Origin of the sequence: Magnetospirillum sp. ME-1 (assembly GCF_002105535.1) — a bacterium.
GTDB lineage: Bacteria > Pseudomonadota > Alphaproteobacteria > Rhodospirillales > Magnetospirillaceae > Phaeospirillum.
In genome coordinates, this window is record NZ_CP015848.1 from 2,781,076 (window position 1) to 2,798,336 (window position 17,261).

The 17,261-nt window shown below is 65.4% G+C and carries 19 protein-coding genes; all 19 read right to left on the minus strand.

Features of this window, described 5'->3' with window-relative positions:
* Positions 1–498 (minus strand): NUDIX domain-containing protein, encoded by a 498-nt coding sequence (locus WV31_RS13195; RefSeq protein WP_206072543.1) that lies wholly within the window; start codon positions 496–498, stop codon positions 1–3.
* Positions 495–1,559 (minus strand): radical SAM protein, encoded by a 1,065-nt coding sequence (locus WV31_RS13200; protein ID WP_085373999.1) that lies wholly within the window; start codon positions 1,557–1,559, stop codon positions 495–497. Before WV31_RS13200 ends, WV31_RS13195 begins: the two co-directional genes overlap by 4 nt.
* Positions 1,560–1,561: 2 nt before the next feature.
* Complete coding sequence (locus WV31_RS13205; protein ID WP_085374000.1) at positions 1,562–1,966, minus strand: LIC12192 family sporadic carbohydrate cluster protein; 405 nt, start codon at positions 1,964–1,966, stop codon at positions 1,562–1,564.
* The gene (locus tag WV31_RS13210; protein ID WP_085374001.1) at positions 1,963–2,757 is read right to left on the minus strand and encodes a sporadic carbohydrate cluster 2OG-Fe(II) oxygenase; all 795 of its coding nucleotides are present in this window, start codon (positions 2,755–2,757) and stop codon (positions 1,963–1,965) included. Before WV31_RS13210 ends, WV31_RS13205 begins: the two co-directional genes overlap by 4 nt.
* Positions 2,754–3,854 (minus strand): DegT/DnrJ/EryC1/StrS family aminotransferase, encoded by a 1,101-nt coding sequence (locus WV31_RS13215; RefSeq protein WP_085374002.1) that lies wholly within the window; start codon positions 3,852–3,854, stop codon positions 2,754–2,756. The genes WV31_RS13210 and WV31_RS13215 overlap by 4 nt, the downstream gene beginning before the upstream one ends.
* An 11-nt stretch (positions 3,855–3,865) precedes the next feature.
* Positions 3,866–4,981 carry a DegT/DnrJ/EryC1/StrS family aminotransferase gene (locus tag WV31_RS13220; protein WP_085374003.1) on the minus strand — a complete coding sequence of 372 codons (1,116 nt, stop codon included), beginning with the start codon at positions 4,979–4,981 and terminating at the stop codon, positions 3,866–3,868.
* Positions 4,982–4,994: 13 nt separating this feature from the next.
* Positions 4,995–5,918 (minus strand): transketolase family protein, encoded by a 924-nt coding sequence (locus WV31_RS13225; protein ID WP_085374004.1) that lies wholly within the window; start codon positions 5,916–5,918, stop codon positions 4,995–4,997.
* Positions 5,918–6,748 carry a transketolase gene (locus tag WV31_RS13230; RefSeq protein WP_085374005.1) on the minus strand — a complete coding sequence of 277 codons (831 nt, stop codon included), beginning with the start codon at positions 6,746–6,748 and terminating at the stop codon, positions 5,918–5,920. Before WV31_RS13230 ends, WV31_RS13225 begins: the two co-directional genes overlap by 1 nt.
* Positions 6,723–7,745 (minus strand): phosphotransferase, encoded by a 1,023-nt coding sequence (locus WV31_RS13235; protein ID WP_085374006.1) that lies wholly within the window; start codon positions 7,743–7,745, stop codon positions 6,723–6,725. The genes WV31_RS13230 and WV31_RS13235 overlap by 26 nt, the downstream gene beginning before the upstream one ends.
* The gene (locus tag WV31_RS13240) at positions 7,738–8,349 is read right to left on the minus strand and encodes a hypothetical protein (protein WP_085374007.1); all 612 of its coding nucleotides are present in this window, start codon (positions 8,347–8,349) and stop codon (positions 7,738–7,740) included. The genes WV31_RS13235 and WV31_RS13240 overlap by 8 nt, the downstream gene beginning before the upstream one ends.
* Positions 8,350–8,356: 7 nt before the next feature.
* Positions 8,357–9,349, minus strand: coding sequence for an NAD-dependent epimerase/dehydratase family protein (locus tag WV31_RS13245; protein WP_085374008.1), 993 nt, complete (start codon positions 9,347–9,349; stop codon positions 8,357–8,359).
* A 12-nt stretch (positions 9,350–9,361) separates the two neighbouring features.
* A complete protein-coding gene (locus tag WV31_RS13250; protein ID WP_085374009.1) occupies positions 9,362–10,933 on the minus strand; it encodes a PfkB family carbohydrate kinase in 1,572 nt (523 codons plus the stop codon).
* Positions 10,933–11,964 (minus strand): SDR family oxidoreductase, encoded by a 1,032-nt coding sequence (locus WV31_RS13255; RefSeq protein WP_085374010.1) that lies wholly within the window; start codon positions 11,962–11,964, stop codon positions 10,933–10,935. Before WV31_RS13255 ends, WV31_RS13250 begins: the two co-directional genes overlap by 1 nt.
* A gap of 159 nt (positions 11,965–12,123) precedes the next feature.
* Positions 12,124–13,059, minus strand: a complete 936-nt coding sequence (locus WV31_RS13260) for a sialate O-acetylesterase (protein WP_085374011.1) — start codon at positions 13,057–13,059, stop codon at positions 12,124–12,126.
* Between the two features lie 22 nt (positions 13,060–13,081).
* Positions 13,082–13,981 (minus strand): glycosyltransferase family 2 protein, encoded by a 900-nt coding sequence (locus WV31_RS13265; RefSeq protein WP_168185943.1) that lies wholly within the window; start codon positions 13,979–13,981, stop codon positions 13,082–13,084.
* Positions 13,978–14,925 carry an NAD-dependent epimerase/dehydratase family protein gene (locus WV31_RS13270; RefSeq protein ID WP_085374013.1) on the minus strand — a complete coding sequence of 316 codons (948 nt, stop codon included), beginning with the start codon at positions 14,923–14,925 and terminating at the stop codon, positions 13,978–13,980. Before WV31_RS13270 ends, WV31_RS13265 begins: the two co-directional genes overlap by 4 nt.
* Positions 14,922–15,371 (minus strand): dTDP-4-dehydrorhamnose 3,5-epimerase family protein, encoded by a 450-nt coding sequence (locus tag WV31_RS13275; protein ID WP_085374014.1) that lies wholly within the window; start codon positions 15,369–15,371, stop codon positions 14,922–14,924. The genes WV31_RS13270 and WV31_RS13275 overlap by 4 nt, the downstream gene beginning before the upstream one ends.
* Entirely contained in the window at positions 15,368–16,432 is a 1,065-nt protein-coding gene (gene rfbG, locus WV31_RS13280) for a CDP-glucose 4,6-dehydratase (RefSeq protein WP_085375570.1), read from the minus strand. Before rfbG ends, WV31_RS13275 begins: the two co-directional genes overlap by 4 nt.
* On the minus strand, positions 16,432–17,214 hold the full coding sequence (gene rfbF / locus WV31_RS13285) for a glucose-1-phosphate cytidylyltransferase (RefSeq protein WP_085374015.1): 783 nt from the start codon (positions 17,212–17,214) through the stop codon (positions 16,432–16,434). Before rfbF ends, rfbG begins: the two co-directional genes overlap by 1 nt.
* Positions 17,215–17,261 lie beyond the last annotated feature (47 nt).

The following is a 17,261-nucleotide window of genomic DNA, read 5'->3' on the forward strand; positions in this document are numbered from 1 at the left end:
TCAACCTGCAAGTCGATCGCGGTTGGCGTATAGCCACAGGGCATAGGCGTCGAACGGCATCACTTTGCTTTCGCCTAGAATGGCCGCCGGGGTGAATTCGGCCATGGCCGCGCCCTCGCCCAACCGCAGCCGGGAGACCGTGGCCCCGGAGATGTGGATGGCATGGTACGAGCGCGTGATACACCCTTTGCCGGCAAAGGTTAAGTCATAGCTGAGCGAGGTGAAAAAGCTGGGAGTGACGCCGGTCAGGCCCAGTTCCTCGTTCAGTTCACGAACGAGGGCGTCTTCCAGAGTTTCGCCATGCTCCACAGCTCCGCCGAATAGGCCCCAGTGTCCAGGATACATGATGCCGTCGATCTGGTCGCGAAGCTGCATCAGGAAACGCTCGCCATCTACCACGATGATCCCCACCGCGGCCGAATGCGGCGTGAAGACAAAGCTTTTCCCGGGAACAAAGATCGCGCACGGCCCGGTCGGAAGAGGTGACTGATCGGTCAAACGAACACCCCGTGCTCGGGGTCGAGCGAGAGGTATTCCATGATCTCGACGTTCTTGGCGTGGCTGACGCAGTGATGTCCGCACAATTTCGAGGGGTCGAAGCCGAACACCCGCGAGCGGTTCTCCTCGGACAGCCAATAGTCCTTGAAGCGGCGATTCTCGATGGAGCCCAGGGTGCCCTCGACGGTATAGGCCTTGTCCTGGCAGGTATAGACCTGAAGGTCTGCGCCGATCACCGTCAAGAACTGCAGGAACGGGCAAATGTGGTAGTCCTTCTGAAACCGCTCGTCCAGGTCGTGGTAGTGGTTCAGCACATGGAAGGTGTCGTCGTTCAAGGCCTGGGCCTGGGCGATCTGGCGCGCCACCTCGTCCTTGATTCCGGCGTGATAGGCGTTGTTGCCGGCGACCTCGTTGCTGACGATGGCGCCCGACATCTTGACGTGGTTGGCGCCCGCCTGCTTGAACAGCTGAGCGATTTCGGCCAGGCGTGTGTGGTTCTCCTGACCGACGATGAAGCTGATGCCCAGCACGCATTTGGTGCCGGTGTCGGTGAAGGCCTTGATGTTGTCCAGCAACTTGCCGAACTCGCCCGGTTTGGCGCCCCGGCTTTTCACATAGCTGGCATCATCCCAGGCATCGACCGAGATGCGCACCCAGGTGCCGTGTTTCGCGAAGGCTTCGGCCATGCGGCCCTTGAGGTTGGCGCCGTTGGTCAGCGTCGCCACCTTGACCCCGCCGGCGGCGAGGCGGTCGATGACATCGGGCAGCGGCTTGTAAAGCAGGGGCTCGCCGCCGCCGGAGAAGGTCACCGCCTTGACCCCCATCTCGATGATGTCTTCGGTGATCTCGAACATCTTGGCTTCGGGGATGGCATGGCTCTCGTCCATGTCCTCGCCCAGCTTGAGATCGTCGGTGCGGTAGGCGCAGTACCAGCAATTGTGGTTGCAGCGGTTGGTGGGCTTGATGCGGATATGCACCGGGGCGATGACGCGCCCGTCCTGCACCGCCTTGAGGTGGTCGGTGAAGCGCAGGAACTTGAGGCTGGAATAAAGGCGCGACATGATCACTTTCCTTGGCGATGGGCGGCCAGAAGCTTCTGGAGCAGCCAGATGTCCTCAATGCGGCCAATATCGGCACGGTTGCGGATGACAAGGTCCTCGACGGCGAAATGCAGCTCGGCGCCGCAGGCCAGAATCCGCTCATAGACGGCGCGCCGCCGAATGGTGTCCTCGGGCATCATGAACAGGCCATAGGCGATGATGCCCTGCAATGACGTCGCCCCGTCCAGCACGGTTTCCAGCATCTGGTAGCAGCCGGGCATGGTGTATTCCACCGCGCTCAGCAGGTATTTCAGGCCCCGGCGCCGGGCATGGTCGCGGATGACGATGTTCTGCACGTGCTGAGGCGCGCGCTCGCCGCCGAACAGCGGGCGGGCGGCGACATAGCCGCGGAAACCGTCCCGGCTCATGCGTATCCTCCGGGCAGGCGGTACGTCATGCCCACCCTTGTGGCGGCGCGCAGCGTGATGGGCTCGAAGAACTCGCCCAGCTTCTTGTCGGCATAGGGCGACAGCACCGCCTTGAAGCGGCAGTTCATGGACCAGCGGGTGTCATTCTCCTCGTTGATCCGGTTGCCGTGCATCAGGGTCTGGTCGAACACCATCACCTCGCCGTACTTGACCTCCAGCCATTTCAGATGGGGACAGGCCGCCTGGAAGATGGCCTCGGCCGAGGGGAATTCGGCCAGGCGGGCCTGCAGCGGCCGGTCGAATGCCGGTGGGCACAGATACATGGTCTTGGTACCGAAGCAATCCACCAGCGGCAGCCACACCACCACCTCGAACGGCGAATCCCCCGACCACACGTCGGCATGGGCGCCCAGCAGGGACGATGTGTCGCCGGGCAGCTGGATGGACAGATTGACCCGGCGCTGCATGCACAATTCGTTGCCGACCAGGGTCTCGATGGTTTTGCGGGCCAGGGCGAAATAGGCCGGGCGCAGCCATTCCTCGCGGTTCAGCCCCTCGATCACTGCCAGGCGCAGGGCGTTGAGCTCGGCGGGCGAGACCCGTTGGTGAATGCGGTCAAGGAAGGTACCGGCATCGGCGGGCAGGGCCACGCCCAGATGTCGGGCGGCCAGGGTGGCGGCATGGTCGCGGATGCGGTTCAGGGCGGCAGGGTCGTCCACCGGGCGGACCACAGCGCCATCCGTCAGGAAGGTATCGGCAAGACTCTGTTCCTCGGGGGTGAGGAAGCTCATCCGTAGAACTCTCTGATGCCGGCGCAGACGTAATCGATGTCTTCGGCCGTGATGTATTGGTTGATGGGCAGCGACAGGATGCGCCCGGCCTGCGCCTCGGTCACCGGCATGGAGCCCGGCTTGTAACCGAGACTGGCGGCGGCGGGTTGCAGGTGGATGGGCACCGGGTAGTGGATGCCGGTGCCGACGCCCTTTTCGGCCAGGAACTTCTGCAAGGCATCGCGGCGCTCGGCCTGGATCATGAAGACGTGGAAGGTGTTGAACTCCACGTCGCGGCAGGGCGGGTTGACCACCGGCAGCCCGGCCAGCGCGGCACGATAAAGGGCGGCGTTGGCGCGGCGCGCCTCGATCACCCGGTCCAGCCGCGTCAGGCGGAAGCGCAGGTACTCGGCCTGCAGCACGTCGAGCCGCGACACCGTGCCGAACTCCACCACGGTGTTGCGGTCGATCAGGCCGTGGTTGCGCAACAGCCGCACCCGGGACGCCACCTGCTCGTCGTTGGTGACCAGGAAGCCGGCGTCGCCGGCGGCATTGAGGTTCTTCAAGGGGTGGGCCGAGAAACAGCCGATATGGCCGAAGCCGCCCGACAGCGTGCCGTCATAGCGCGAGCCGATGCTTTGCGCCGCGTCTTCGACCACCGCCAGGCCGTGGCGGCGGGCGATGTCCATGATCGGCGCCATGTCGGCCATGCGGCCGGTAAGGTGCACCGGCATGACCGCCTTGGTCCGCGGCGTGATGGCCGCCTCCATCGCCGCCGGGTCGATGTTCTGGTCGTCGCGGACATCGGCGAAGACGGGCGTGGCGCCCAGGGCGACGATGGCGGCGGTGGACGCCACGAAGGAATTGGGCGGCGTGATGACTTCGTCGCCCGGCCCGATGCCCAGCGCCTTCATGCCGAGAATCAGCGCGTCGGTTCCCGAATTGAGCGCCACGGCAAAGCGGGTGCCGGTGGCGACGGCCAGCTCAGCCTCCAGCGCCTCGATCACCGCGCCGCCGACGAACTCGCCCCGGGCGAATACCCGTTCGGTGATGGCCAGCAATTCGTCCTTTTCCTCGGCGAACTGGGCGGGGAAGTTGACGTAGGGGACCTGACGCATGAAGCCCGACCTCAGCGCTTGGCGTAGAAGGATTTGACCGTCTCGATGACGATGTCCTGCTCGGCCCGGCTGATGTGCTGATCCACCGGGAAGCTGATCACCGTGGCGGCGTGGATGTCGGTTACCGGGAAGGTGCCCGGCGCATAGCCCAGGTGCTTCAACCCGTCTTGCTGATACAGCGGAATCGGATAGTGGACCTTGGCCTCGACGCCGTTGTCCAGGCAATGGCTCATCAGGGCATCGCGATCCTCGGCGAACACCATGTAGAGGTGGTAGACCCGCTTGTGGTTGGCGGGGCGCGCCGGGATGCGGATACCCTTGATGCCGCCCAGGCCGGCATCGTAATAGGCGGCGTTACTGATGCGCTTTTCGGTGATGTCGTGGGTCTGGTCGATCAGCCAGTTGCCGACCACCGCCTGCACGCTGTCCAGGCGGGAATTGCAGCCCAGGATCTCGATTTCGTCGCGGTTGCGCATGCCGTGGTTGCGGATCAGCCGCAGTTTACGGTTCATCTCGTCGTCGTTGGTGACCACCACGCCGGCGTCGCCCCAGACGTTGAGATTCTTCAAGGGGTGCAGCGAGAATCCGCCGGCCACGCCCCAGGTGCCCGAGCGCTTGCCGTCGCATTCCGAGAAGATGCCCTGGCAGGCATCCTCGACCACCGGCAGCTTGTGCTTCTCGGCGATCTTCATCAGGGCGGTCATGTCGGTGACCTCGCCGGTGATCTGCACCGGCATGATCGCCTTGGTCCTGGGCGTGATGGCCGCTTCCAGCTTGGACACATCCATGCAGAAGGTGTCGGGATCGCAATCCACCAGCACCGGGGTGGCGCCGGTCTCGGCGATGGCGCCCACCGTGGCGATGAAGGTGTTGGCTGCCGTGATGACCTCGTCGCCATGGCCGATGCCCAGGGCCTTCAGGGGCAGCTTCAGGGCGTCAGTGCCCGAGCCGACGCCGATGGCGTGCTTCACGCCGATCATCTTGGCAAAGCGCTCCTCGAACTCGGCTACCGGCTTGCCCAGGGTGAAGTCACCGGTGGGCACCAGCCGCTTCAACGCCTCGAAGATCTCCGAGGTGTCGGCGAATTGCTGGGGCAGGTACGAGTAGCGGACTTTCCAGTTGGTCATGATGCTTTCCGTGTCAGAGAGCCGAAAGGGCCTGGCGCACCGAATGGGCGATGCCCTGGGCGTCGAGGCCGTTATCCTTCAAGAGCGCGTCCTGTGATCCGTAATTGTGGGTCCAGGCATCCTTGATCCCCAGCCGCAGCACCCGGCCCACCGGCCCGGCATCGGCCAGTGCGTCCAGCACCGCCGAGCCCAATCCGCCGATGCGGGTGTGTTCCTCGGCCGTTACCACCAGCCTGGCGCGGGCGGCGCGAGGCAGCAGGGATTCGGTATCCAGGGGCTTGACGGTCGGCATGTGCAGAATGCCCACGGACACGCCCTCGGCGGCCAGGGCGTCGGCGGCGGCCTGGGCGCGGCCCAGCATCACGCCGGTGGTGACCAGCAGCACGTCGGTGCCTTCGCGCTCGGCAATGGCCTTGCCGATGGTAAAGCCCCATTCCTCCTTGGTGACCACCGGGTCGCCGCCCTTGGCCAGACGGATGTAGATGGGGCCCTTCCAGTCCAGGCTGGATTCCATGAAACGGCGCATTTCGGTGGCATCGGCCACCGCCACCACGGCCATGCCGGGCAGGGCGCGCATGATGGCGAGGTCTTCCACCGCCGTGTGGGTCGGCCCCAGCGGCGCATAGACGAAGCCGCCGCCATTGCCGATCAGGCGCACCGGCAAGTCGTGCAGGCACAAATCGATGGCCACCTGCTCGTAGCAGCGCCGGGTGATGAAGGTGGCGATGGTGTTGACGTAGGGCACGAAGCCCTCCATGGCCAGACCGGCGGCCATGCCGATGACGTTCTGCTCGGCGATGCCTTCGACGAAGAAGCGGTCGGGGAACTCGGCCTTCATCTTGTCCAGCGTGCCGGCGCCGGGATCGGAACCGATATAGAGGACGCGGGCATCCCGGCGGGCCAGGGCGTGAACCTGATCGAGACAGACCTTGCGCATCAGGCGGCTCCCAGGGCTTCGCCGATGACGCTGAGCTCGTCCTCGGTCAGCTTGTTCTTGTGGTGCCAATTGGCGTTGTGCTCGGCCGGGGGCACGCCCTTGCCCTTGACCGTATGGCAGATGAGGCAGGTGGGCCTGGTCGGGTCGGCGGGCAGGGCGGCGAAGGCCCGGCGCAGCGCCGCGACGTCGTGGCCATCCACCTCGACCACCGCGAAGCCGAAGGCCCGCCACTTGTCGGCCAGGGGTTCCAGCCCCTGCACCGCCTCGGTGGGGCCGTAGGACTGCATCTTGTTGTAGTCGATGATGGCGACCAAGTTGGAAAGCCCGTGCTTGGAGGCCGCCATGGCCGCCTCCCACACGCTGCCCTCGTTGGTCTCGCCATCGCCCATGGCGATGAAGGTCCGCCAGGTCTCGCCCTTCATGCGCGCCGCCAGCGCCAGCCCGACGCCGATGGACAGCCCATGCCCCAGAGCGCCGGTTGACGCCTCCACGCCCGGGATGGTGCCGTATTCCGGATGGCCGCCCAGGAAGCTGTCGTGCTTGCAGAACGTCTTCAGCGCCTCGGCCGGGAAGAAGCCCTTGTCGGCCAGCATCACGTACTGGGCCAGGCAGCCGTGTCCCTTGGACAGGATGAAGCGGTCGCGACCCGGCCATTTCGGCTCGGCGGGCCGAAGGTTCAGAACGTCGTCGTAAAGGACGCGCACGATTTCGATCAGCGACATGGCCGGACCCAGATGGCCGCGGCCCGCCGCCACCAGGGTATCGACCACCATGCGACGAAGCCCCAAGGAGCGGGCGTCGAGCTCAGGGGAACACGGGATTGCGGTCATTGGTCTCTCGTATCAAGTCGAGGCGCGTGCGGGCCTTGGCCAACTGGCGGGCCTGGGCCTCGATACGGTCGCCGGCCCCGGCCGCGGCGCGGCGCGCCCAGCGTTCGGGCAGGAACTCGTTCAGCACGATCAGGCACCAGATCAGCGCGAAGAGAGGGTATAGCAGCCCAAGCCGCGTAATGAAACATTCATCGCGACGGCTGAAGGTCGGCTCGACTCCCGCCAGGAAGTCCCGTCCCAGGGCGGGGGAAAGATCCATGCCGGGATGAAGCATCACGTCGGCGGCGGCCTTGACCGGGTCGTCCCAGCCGAAATACTCGAAATCGACGAAAGCCAAACGGCCGCCGGGGCCGGACAGGGCGTTGTGGAAGCCGAAATCCGAGGGGCTCAGGACCCGTTGCCCCGAGGTCAGAGGGGCGTCGACGGACAGGCCGGCCCTTTCATACCCGTTTACCGCCGCCGCCGTCAGGCGAGCCGCCAGCGGGTCGAAGCCGTCGGCGAGAAAACGGTCGAGGTCGGGGGTGCGCGCCAGCGGATCGTCAAGCCGCGCCCGGCGAGTCCGTAATTGCGTGATCACCTCGGCGGCGGCGAACACCGAGGCCGAGGCGGAGCGGAGCGCCGCCGCCTCGGGATGGGAGGCGAATTCCTGGATGCGGGCCAGGAAGTGGGCCAAATGCCCGACGCTATCCGGCGTGGCGGCCGGCGGTTCGCCCTCGACCCAGGCGTACAGCGCGCAATTGTCGGCCGGGGCGCGGGCGATAGGCTGGGGAATGGCCCTCTCGCCCCGTCGCCACAGGAAGGACAGCGCCTCGAACTCGGCGCCCAGGCGGTCGCGGGGGTCCTCGGCCTGGGGCGGGTAGAATTTCAGGGCATGAAGCCCTCCGTCTGCATCCTCGACGCGGACGATGCGGTTGTTGCCGCCGGCGCGGCCCGCCTCCACCCGGACAACGGGGCGGCCCAGCAGCTGGGCGGCGATGGCGGCCAGCCGCTCATCCATGACCGAATACCGCCCGGGTGATGTCGTCCCAATGGCGCATGGCCCGCCACGGGCCGGGGATTGCGGGAGCGCCGTTGGTGAACAGGAGGCGTTGGGTGGTGGCGGGAAAATCCGGTTCCTCGAAGACCTCGGGCAGATCGTCGATGAAGAGGTCGGGCCTCAACTCGGCGATGCGGGCCACCTTTTCCGCACGGCTGGACAGGAAATGCACGTCCTCGCGCTTCAGCCCGAAGCGGCCGAAGAAGCCCCGGGCTTCCATCCATTCCAGGGCGGCCTGGCGCAGGCTGATCCGGTCCGGGTCGAAATGGCCGAATTCGGTCTTGTGGCTGACGATGACCGGATTGGCGCCAGCGCGGCGGGCGGCGTCGAGGAATTCGGCGACGCCCTCGATCAGGTCCGCCGACGGCATGAAGCGGCCATAGACCTGTCCCTGCAGGCGCTGCCAGGCGGTCTCGCCGTCCTTCTGAGCGCGCAGGGCCTCGCGGGTCGCGGTCTTGCCGCCCGCGAACCCGGCGGGCAGCAAGCCCAGTTGGACGGCAGCCTCGGCGAACACCCGGTCATAGCCGGCCAGGGTGTTGTCGAAGTCGAGGCCGATGCGCAACATGCCGCCCCTATTTCAGGTTCACGTCCTGCATGCGCTTGATGTTGAAGTACATGGGGTTGTTCAGCGGATCGACCAGCTTGCCCGACTTCATGGCCTCGGCCAGGCCGCGCACCGCGTCCTCGATGGTGTATTTCAGCTCGAAGCCGATCTCTTCCCTGATCTTGCGCCCGGACACCTGATAGGAGCGGGGATCGTTGGTGGGAACGGTCTCGATCTCCACTTGGCTGCCCACCACGTCGCGCACGATCTCGGCCAGCTGCGAGATGGGGTAGTTGGTGTCGCCGGCGTTCCAGATCTTGCCGTCGATCTTGTCGTCGGGCTGGGCCAGCAGATGCAGGTAGACCCGTACCATGTCCTCGACGTGGATGTTGGGGCGCTTCTGCGGGCCGCCGGTAACCCGGATCTTGCCGTTGTTGACCGCCTGGTTGGTGAAGATGTTGACCACCACGTCCAGACGCTGCCTAGGCGCATAGCCGCACACGGTCGATGGGCGGATGGTGCAGACGACGAAGCCGGGCTCGCGCTCTTCCAGCAGTTCCTGCTCGCACAGGGCCTTGAACTTGGAATAGTCGGTGAGCGGCTCCAGGCTCAGGTCTTCATGGACTTCGGGGTCGTCCTTGACGCCGTAGACCGAAGACGACGAGGCATAGATGAAGCGCTTCACCCCGGCCTTCTTGGCCGCCTTCACCAGCGGGCGGAAGGCGTCGTAATTGATGGAGCGCCCCAGGTCGGGCGCGAGGTCGTAGCTGGGGTCGTTGGAAATGCAGGCCAGATGAATGACGCAGTCACAGCCGGCCAGCGCCGCCTGGACCGCCTTGGGGTCGCGGATATCGCCCTTGATCTCGCGTAAGGAGGGGCCGCGGATGTCCTTGAACAGGTCTTCGCCGTAAAGATAGAGGTCCAGGACCGTGACATTGTGGCCCTGCTCCAGCAGCGACGGAATCAGCCGCGAGCCCACATAGCCGGCCCCGCCGGTGACACAGACGTTCCACTTGCGCATGTCTCGATGCCTCTACTTGAGCAGGGTGGTGACGAATTTCATCAGCGGCACCTTCTCCACCGACTTGCGGTGGCCGACGATGCCGACCTTCATGGCGCCCGCGGCGTTGCCGATGAACCCGATGTCGGCCATGCGGCCGCCGGCGGCGACCATGGGGGCGGTGACCGCGAAGAAGGCGTCGCCGGCCCCCACGGTATCGACCACGGTCTTGGTGAAGGCGGGAACCCGGGTGACCCCTTCGTCGGGATTGAAGGTGTAGCAACCGCTGCCGCCGTGGGTGACGACCACATGCGGGCAATCGACTAGGCCGGGAAGGATTTCGCCCACCACCTTGGTGACGTCCGAATAGCGGTCGGCGCAGGCCAGCCGCGCCTCGGGAGCGTCGATGCAGATGTAATCGGCCTTGCGGTACTTGGTGATCAGGTTGTAGCCCTGGTTACCGCTGTTGGTCTGGGCATTGACCGCCAGGAAGCGGGCATTTGCAATCAGGGTTTCCACCAGCCCATTGCCGATCAGGCTATGGCCGAAGTCGGTCACGACCACGAGATCGGCGTCGCGGGCCTTAGCCTCGACCAATTGGCGCAGGTTCTCGGCCGGTTCCTTGGGAAGCGGCTTGTCGTCCATGAAATAGACTTCGAACAGCTTGCGGATATTGCCGTGCTCGACGTGGCGCAGCTTGCGCGTCGTCGGGCGGCCCGCTACCGGGACCGCAGTCAGGGTCACATTGGGCTTAAGGCTGCCGCGGATGATGTCGGCATAGGGGCAATCGGCGCCCAGGGTGGTGATGATCTCCACCTCGGCGCAAAACTCCGCCACGTGATTGGCGGCGGCGAACACACCGCCGGCAAAAATCTCGCTGCTGTGGTATTGAGTGGCGATGATGTTTTCCTTGGCCGATTTGCCAAGGGGAAAGACATATTGGTATTCGTCGATGATGGCGTCGCCGACGAACAGCACCTTCATGCCCCTGACGCTTTCGATCAGCGCCGGAATACGGTCTGTGCCGCCATCGGCACGCAGATTGTTCAGGCAGTCGCGCAGGGGCGGATCGTACACGTCGAGGTAGGAATTGATCAGGTTGGACGAGCTGAAGGTGATGTCCTTGGTGAACACCACCCGGCCGCCGTGACGTTCGACCGCTTCGCGCTCGCTGTTGATTTTGCCGGTGATGTCGTCGTCGGGATTCTCGTAGTCCGAACCCTTAACGTAGATGTCGGGCTTGATGGCGTCCAGTACCGGCTCGGCGCTGGGTCCGTAATTGATTCCGACCCAATCGACGTATTCCAGCGCCGCCAGCATTTCGGCGCGCATGGCTTCCTTGAAGATGGGACGGCCCGGGCCCTTGTTGACGAACTTGTCGGCGGTGATGGTGAGGATCAGCACCTCGCCCTCGCGGCGCGCCGCCTCGATATGGCGGACATGGCCGAGATGGACCAGGTCGAACACGCCGTGGCACAGCACCACGGTCCGGCCTTCCTCGTGTGCCTGTTCCGAGATGGCGGCCAGTTCCGCCATGGTCTTGACCTTCTCGCGGGCGGGCAGATAGCCGTAGGCGGTCGGGGCCGGCGACTCGGTGTCGGTCATTAGCCCTTCTCCTTGCCCAGATACTTGAACCAGTCCTTGGTGGCCTCGCCGATGGTCTCGGGCGTCCACACCGGCGCGTCCTTCCAGCCGTCGATATGGTCGAGCAGAACCTTGACCCCTTCGTCCAGCGAGACCTTGGGCTTCCAGCCCAGCATGCGCTTGATCTTGGAGATGTCGGCCCAGGTGCAGTCGGGCTCGCCCGGGCGCTTGGGGATATAGACCCGCTCGCCGCCCAGGATCTCGGCGATGCGGTTGACCGCATAGGTGCCGTCCGAGCCGACGTTGAAAATCTCGCCGCTGATGTCCGAGGCGGCGGCGGTGACGAAGGCGTCGGCCACGTCGGTGACGAAGGTGAAGTCGCGGGTCTGGGTACCGTCGCCCACGATGGTGTAGGGCTTGCCGGCTAGGCGCTGGGCCAGGAACACGCCGAACATGGCGCCATAGGTTCCGGCGGTGCGGTGACGGGGGCCATAGACGTTGAACAGCCGCAGGCTGAGCACCGGCAGATCATAGGTCTGGGCCCAATGCAGGGCGTATTGCTCGCCGACCCACTTGGTCAGGGCATAAGGGTACATGGGCCGGGCCGGCTCGGCCTCGGTGGTGGGGTAGGTGTCGGGCAGGCCGAAGCAGGACGACGACGCGGTATAGATGAAGCGCTTGACCCCGGCGGCGCGTGACGCCTCCAGCACCTCCAGGGTGCCATCGACATTGGACCGGTGATAGGCGGCGGGATTCTGAATCGACGGCACGATGTCGGCCAGGGCCGCCAGGTGGAACACCCACTCGATGTCCTGGAAATGCGGACGGATGGCGGCGCCGTCGGCGATGTCGGCCTCGATCACCGTCAGAGCGGGATTGCCGGCATGGTGGGCGAGATTGTCGCGGCGCCCGGTCGCGAAATTATCGATGACATGGACCCCGTGGCCATCGGCCAGCAGGCGGTCAACCAGATGGCTGCCGATGAAGCCGGCGCCTCCGGTGACCAAGCAGCGACGGGAGGCGGAAGGCGACGAAGTGTTGGATTTGGGCATTCGATCCAGCTTGAAACTCGGTCAAGGGCGGCGGGGCAAAGCGACCCGGTCCACGGCGACGGTACTATGTTCAAGCCATGGAGGCGTTGTCAACGATAGCCGGGGCCCGTTCTGTCACGACCCATTCGGGTGTCATGGAAAGGTGGTTGGAGGCGGGCGTCACTGGTTCAGAAGGTCAGCCCACATCTGCGCATGCCGATCGAGACCAGGCCCGGTGAAGTGACAGCCGTCATAACGCCATTTCGGGCCGAAAATGGTATCGGTGTCTGGGCCAGGGCGGACCCCCTCATAGCGACGGGGGATCTCCTGCTGTGCCTCCCTGATGCCGTCGTCCCCGAAATTGTCGCATATCGTGGCAGTGGCCACATAGGCTGGGGCCGTCATGCCGCCTGATCTCAGTGTCACCAGGAGTTCTCCGAAAAGCTGGACGTAGCGCTCCTTGGGAGTCGAGCGGGTAAACGTCTCCGTGGATTGCAAGGGGGCGTTGCCGGCGCAGGAATTCTGGGGGGGGCGGGAATCCGATTCGCCCTGGTGCCAAAGGAAGTGAGTGGGCGGCAGGCCTGATTTCAGAAGGCTCTTAAGGGAATTGATGATGGCGGGATGGCCGATGCCTCCTGGGATATAGTTTTCGATAGCCCCCCCCCCCATGGCGGCCGGCGCGATGATCACGGCGTCATAAAGTCCCCTGGCGACCAACTTGTCACCAAGCCTGGACCATACCGAACCGCCGGGGCCGGTTGAACCCAGCAGCGGATCCGCGGCCTTGTAGCAGCGACCATCCTGGGCATTGAAATTCAATATCTTGTCCGAAACAGGCGTATAGCGCTCCTCGCCTGCATTCGCGGCATTCGACTGCCCCGAAACCAATAGCACCGCAACGCGGCCATTTTGCCGGCAGGGTGCTTCGGCGCGGGGGATCTCTGGCGCGGCCTGGCCGTGACCGGCATCCTTTGTCGCACGCCATGCCTCCAGTGAACTCATGATAATCGAATGGGCGGGGCCAAGCAGAGAGTAGGGAAATGCCAAATATTTATGAGATAGAGCGCCCCATGCGAAACTTGCAGCAATTAATGTGCAAATCAGTATAATTCGCATAATCCATCACCAAAGATCGAGTTTATTTGTATAAATATCTCGCCATTCCAAGTATGGCTATCGCCATGGCCGCCCAGGCTTTCCAGGCGAAGGGCCAGATGGTCAGGCTGGCCAGGAAATGAACCATCGCCTCGCCGTTGCGTCCCGCCGCCTGGCACGAACGCCCGGCGGCATAGCGGGTTGCGGCCCTCTTGGCCCGCAGCCGCAGCCGGTCCAGGGGCGACGGGGCGATCAGCGCGGCGTGGCGTTCCATCACCGCCAGGGTGGCGTTCATGTGGCGCAGGACCGAGCCGCTGGCATTGCCGCCATGCAGCCGGTACTCGGCCAGCGCCTCGTCGATGAAGGCGATGCGGATTCCCCGGTGGGCAAGGCGCAGCCACAGATCGTAATCCTCGGCGGTGATCAGGGCGGCATCCTCGGCGAAGCCGCCCAGTTCGACCAGCAGGTCGCGGCGCACCAGAACGCCGGACGGTGACAGGGGGTTGTTGCCGAACAGCAGGCCGCGATGACTGGTGGAGCGGGCGTCGCCCGCCACCTTGAGACCCACCTGCCGGCCATCGCGCATGATGGCCTCGGCGTGGCTGACCAGATCGATGTCCGGCCCGGCGGCGGCCAGGCACCGTTCCAGTTTGCGCGGGAACCAGACGTCGTCGGAATCGAGGAACGCCACCCAGGGCGCCGTGGCCAGCCGGATACCCACATTGCGCGAGGCGGCGATCACGCCGTGATTGCGGAAATTCTCGACCCGGATACGCCGATCGCCAAAGGAGAGGGCGACGGCGACGGTATCGTCGTCCGAGAAATTGTTGACCACGATGCATTCCCAGTCGGAAACCGTCTGGGCGCGCACCGTCTCCAGGCATTCCTTCAGGAAATGGGCCTGGTTGTAGGTGGGAATGACGATGGAGACCGCCGGGTTCACGCGAATGCCTCTCGGCAGAGGCGAAGGGTGGCGTCGATCTCTCCCGCCACGTCGCCGGCGGGGGCGAAGCCGGTGGCTTTCAGCTTGTCGATGCGATAGTCGAGGGGAGCGGCGGTCTCGTCCGGCCGCGGCTGGGGACGTTCGATCTCAACCTCGCGGCCCAGCAAGGCCTGGGCGCGCTGGGCGATCAGGCCGGCCATCTCATAGACGGTAGGCGCATAGGCGCCGCCCACGTTGAACAGGCCGTCGCCCAGGGTGGCGCGCGGCAGCCCCAGCAGATGAACGACGGCCCCCGCCACGTCGGCCAGGGTGATGAAGTCGCGGCGCTGCAATCCGGTCGAGCGCATCACCAGCCGCCCCTGGGTGGCGGCCTGGCGGCAGAGATCGTTGGCCAGCAGGGTCCAGCGGTCGATCCCGGAATCGGCGGGCGCGCCGAACCCGTTGGACAGCCGCACCACCACGCCCTCCAGCCAGCCCTGGTCATGGGCGGCCAGGACGAAATCCTCGGCGGCGCGATGGGTGATGGCGTAGGGGTGGATGGGGCGCGGCAGCCGGGTCTCGTCGATACGGCCCTCGAGCGGCGCGCCGTAGACATGGGCGGTAGAGAAATAGACGAAGCGGCCGACCTTGGCGGCGCGGGCGGCCTCGATCAGGCGGATTGCGGCGGTGACGTTGGGCTCGACACAGCCGGCGGGGTCGCGGCCGCAATCGATCTCATTGGCGGCGGCGAGATGGACGATGGCGGCCACCCCGTTCAGCACCCCGGCCCAGCCGCCGGTATCGATGGGCTCGTCCCGCACCTCGACCTTGGCGGCCCAGCCGGGATAGGCGGCAGGGGCGCGCCGTGTGGTCACCCGAACCCGGTGCCCGGCCGCGACCAATCCGCAGACGATGCGCCCGCCCAGATAGCCGAAACCGCCGGTGACCAGGATGGGTCCGCTCATCGGTGCTTCAAGGCCCAGTCATAGGGAATGGAGGGATCGAACGGGTCCTTGCGGTCGATTTCGGTGGGATCGTGGGGGATCGAGGCGCAATTGGCGACCAGGGCGGTCTCGGTGCCGAAGCCCTTGAAGCCGTTCCACACCAGGGGCGGCACGGTGACCAGGCAGTAATTGTCGGGACCCAGGAAGATCTCCTGCACCTCGCCCTTGGTCGGGCTGCCGGCGCGGTCGTCATAGAGGACGAATTTGATCTGGCCGTGGGGAACCGCGTAGTTCAGCACCATGCGGGTATGGACGTGCCAGCCCTTGATGGCGCCGGGATGGACGGTGGAGAAGTAGATCTCGCCGAAGGACCGGAACACCGGCGAATCCGACCGCAGCATGTGCATGACCTTGCCCCGTTCGTCGACGATCTGCTTGAGCGGGGTGATGACGACGCCGTCGATCATGGGGCCTCCATATAGGCGCGGATTTGGGCCAGCGAGGTTTCGCGCGGATCGGCGCCGCCCAGGGTGGCGGCGTACCATTCCACCGTGCGGCGGACCGTCTGGTCGATGGCCCAGCGCGGGTGCCAGCCCAGCTCCAGCGCCGCCTTGTCGGTGTTGAGGTGCAGCAGGTTGCATTCGTGGGGAGCATTGGGGTCGCGCTCGATCCTGATCTCGCCCGATCCCCAGGCGGCGACGATGCGCTCGACCAGTTCGCCCACCGAACAGGCCGAGGCCACGTGCGGCCCGAAATTCCAGCCGCCGGGAAAGCGCTTGGGCTCGTCCAGCAGGCGGCAGGCCAGGGTCAGGTAGCCGCCCAGGGGCTCCAGCACGTGCTGCCACGGCCGGGTGGCGTCGGGATTGCGCAACACGATGGGGCGCTTGTCCCGCAGCGCGCGCATGCAATCGGGGACGATGCGGTCCTGAGCCCAGTCGCCGCCGCCGATGACGTTGCCGGCCCGCACGCTGGCGATGCCGAAGCCGTCACGCCTGGCGAAAAACGAATCGGCATAGGACGACACCACCAGTTCGGCCGCCGCCTTGGAGGCGCTGTAGGGGTCGTGGCCGCCCAGCTCGTCGCTTTCGCGGTAGCCCCACACCCATTCCTTGTTGCGGTAGCACTTGTCCGAGGTGATGTAGACGGCCGCCCGTACCGAAGGGGTGCGGCGGATGGCTTCCAGCACGTTGACCGAACCGCCCACATTGGTGTCGAAGGTGGTCTTGGGGTCGTCGTAGGACCGCCGCACCAGCGCCTGGGCGGCCAGATGGAACACCACCTCGGGCCGGGCCTCGGCCACCAGGGCGGCAAGCCCCTCGCCGTCGCGGATGTCGTGGTCGATGTGGGGATAAAGGCTTTCCAGCCCGGCGCTGCGGTAATGGCCATCGGCGTGTTCGGGCGCCAGGGCGATGCCGGTGACCTCGGCCCCCAATTCCTTGAGCCACAGCGCCAGCCACGAGCCCTTGAAGCCGGTATCGCCGGTCAGCAGGACCCGGCGGCCCTTCAATGCCGACAGATCGAGGCCCATCACCAGGTCCTCCATGGCGCCTGATCGGACTCCCACAGCCCGTTCAGCAGCTTGTAGTCGCGGTAGGTGTCCATGCACTGCCAGAAGCCGTCATGGCGATAGACCATCAGCTGGCCGTCGCTCACCAGCCGGCGCATGGGTTCCTGCTCGAACACCAGATCCTCGCGGTCGTCGAGATAGTCCAGCACCTGGCGCTTGCACACCATGAAGCCGCCCGAGATCAGGCCGCCGGTGGCCTGGGGTTTCTCGTTGAATTCCTTGACCTTGCCGTCGGATTCGCAATCCAGCTCGCCGAAGCGGCCCGGCGGGCGCACGCCGCTGACCGTCATCACCCGGCCGTGCGACTTGTGGAAACGCACCAGCGCGTCGAGATCCACATCGCCCAGACCGTCGCCATAGGTCAGCAGGAAGTCCTCGTCCTCACCGAGATAGCGCTTGATGCGGCGGATGCGGGCGCCGGTCATGGCGTTCAGCCCGGTATCGGCCAGGGTGACCCGCCAGCCGTCCTCGTCGTGGCAGCCGTGGACCTCCACCGCGCGGTCGCGCCCCAGGGTCAGGGTGAGGTCGCTGGTGAACGCCTCGTAGTTCAGGAAGAATTCCTTGATCGCCTGTCCGCGATAGCCCAGGCACAGCACGAAATCCTCATGCCCGAAGCCGGCATAGTATTTCATGATGTGCCACAGGATGGGAAAGCGGCCGATGCCGATCATCGGCTTGGGGATGTCGTCGGCCACGTCCCGGATCCGGGTGCCCTGGCCGCCGCAAAGAATGACCACTTTCATGGCAGGTCCGCTTCTGCTGGAAACGATAGTGGGGTGAACCACCGGAC

What these genes read in the sequence shown, in the direction of transcription:
- WV31_RS13275 (WP_085374014.1), bottom strand. Translation starts at nt 15,371, where the DNA reads ATGATCGACGGCGTCGTCATCACCCCGCTCAAGCAGATCGTCGACGAA.
- WV31_RS13230 (WP_085374005.1), bottom strand. Translation starts at nt 6,748, where the DNA reads ATGACCGCAATCCCGTGTTCCCCTGAGCTCGACGCCCGCTCCTTGGGG.
- WV31_RS13250 (WP_085374009.1), bottom strand. Translation starts at nt 10,933, where the DNA reads ATGACCGACACCGAGTCGCCGGCCCCGACCGCCTACGGCTATCTGCCC.
- WV31_RS13215 (WP_085374002.1), bottom strand. Translation starts at nt 3,854, where the DNA reads ATGCGTCAGGTCCCCTACGTCAACTTCCCCGCCCAGTTCGCCGAGGAA.
- WV31_RS13240 (WP_085374007.1), bottom strand. Translation starts at nt 8,349, where the DNA reads ATGTTGCGCATCGGCCTCGACTTCGACAACACCCTGGCCGGCTATGAC.
- WV31_RS13225 (WP_085374004.1), bottom strand. Translation starts at nt 5,918, where the DNA reads ATGCGCAAGGTCTGTCTCGATCAGGTTCACGCCCTGGCCCGCCGGGAT.
- WV31_RS13205 (WP_085374000.1), bottom strand. Translation starts at nt 1,966, where the DNA reads ATGAGCCGGGACGGTTTCCGCGGCTATGTCGCCGCCCGCCCGCTGTTC.
- rfbF (WP_085374015.1), bottom strand. Translation starts at nt 17,214, where the DNA reads ATGAAAGTGGTCATTCTTTGCGGCGGCCAGGGCACCCGGATCCGGGAC.
- WV31_RS13235 (WP_085374006.1), bottom strand. Translation starts at nt 7,745, where the DNA reads ATGGATGAGCGGCTGGCCGCCATCGCCGCCCAGCTGCTGGGCCGCCCC.
- WV31_RS13270 (WP_085374013.1), bottom strand. Translation starts at nt 14,925, where the DNA reads ATGAGCGGACCCATCCTGGTCACCGGCGGTTTCGGCTATCTGGGCGGG.
- WV31_RS13255 (WP_085374010.1), bottom strand. Translation starts at nt 11,964, where the DNA reads ATGCCCAAATCCAACACTTCGTCGCCTTCCGCCTCCCGTCGCTGCTTG.
- WV31_RS13220 (WP_085374003.1), bottom strand. Translation starts at nt 4,981, where the DNA reads ATGACCAACTGGAAAGTCCGCTACTCGTACCTGCCCCAGCAATTCGCC.
- WV31_RS13245 (WP_085374008.1), bottom strand. Translation starts at nt 9,349, where the DNA reads ATGCGCAAGTGGAACGTCTGTGTCACCGGCGGGGCCGGCTATGTGGGC.
- WV31_RS13260 (WP_085374011.1), bottom strand. Translation starts at nt 13,059, where the DNA reads ATGCGAATTATACTGATTTGCACATTAATTGCTGCAAGTTTCGCATGG.
- WV31_RS13200 (WP_085373999.1), bottom strand. Translation starts at nt 1,559, where the DNA reads ATGTCGCGCCTTTATTCCAGCCTCAAGTTCCTGCGCTTCACCGACCAC.
- rfbG (WP_085375570.1), bottom strand. Translation starts at nt 16,432, where the DNA reads ATGGGCCTCGATCTGTCGGCATTGAAGGGCCGCCGGGTCCTGCTGACC.
- WV31_RS13210 (WP_085374001.1), bottom strand. Translation starts at nt 2,757, where the DNA reads ATGAGCTTCCTCACCCCCGAGGAACAGAGTCTTGCCGATACCTTCCTG.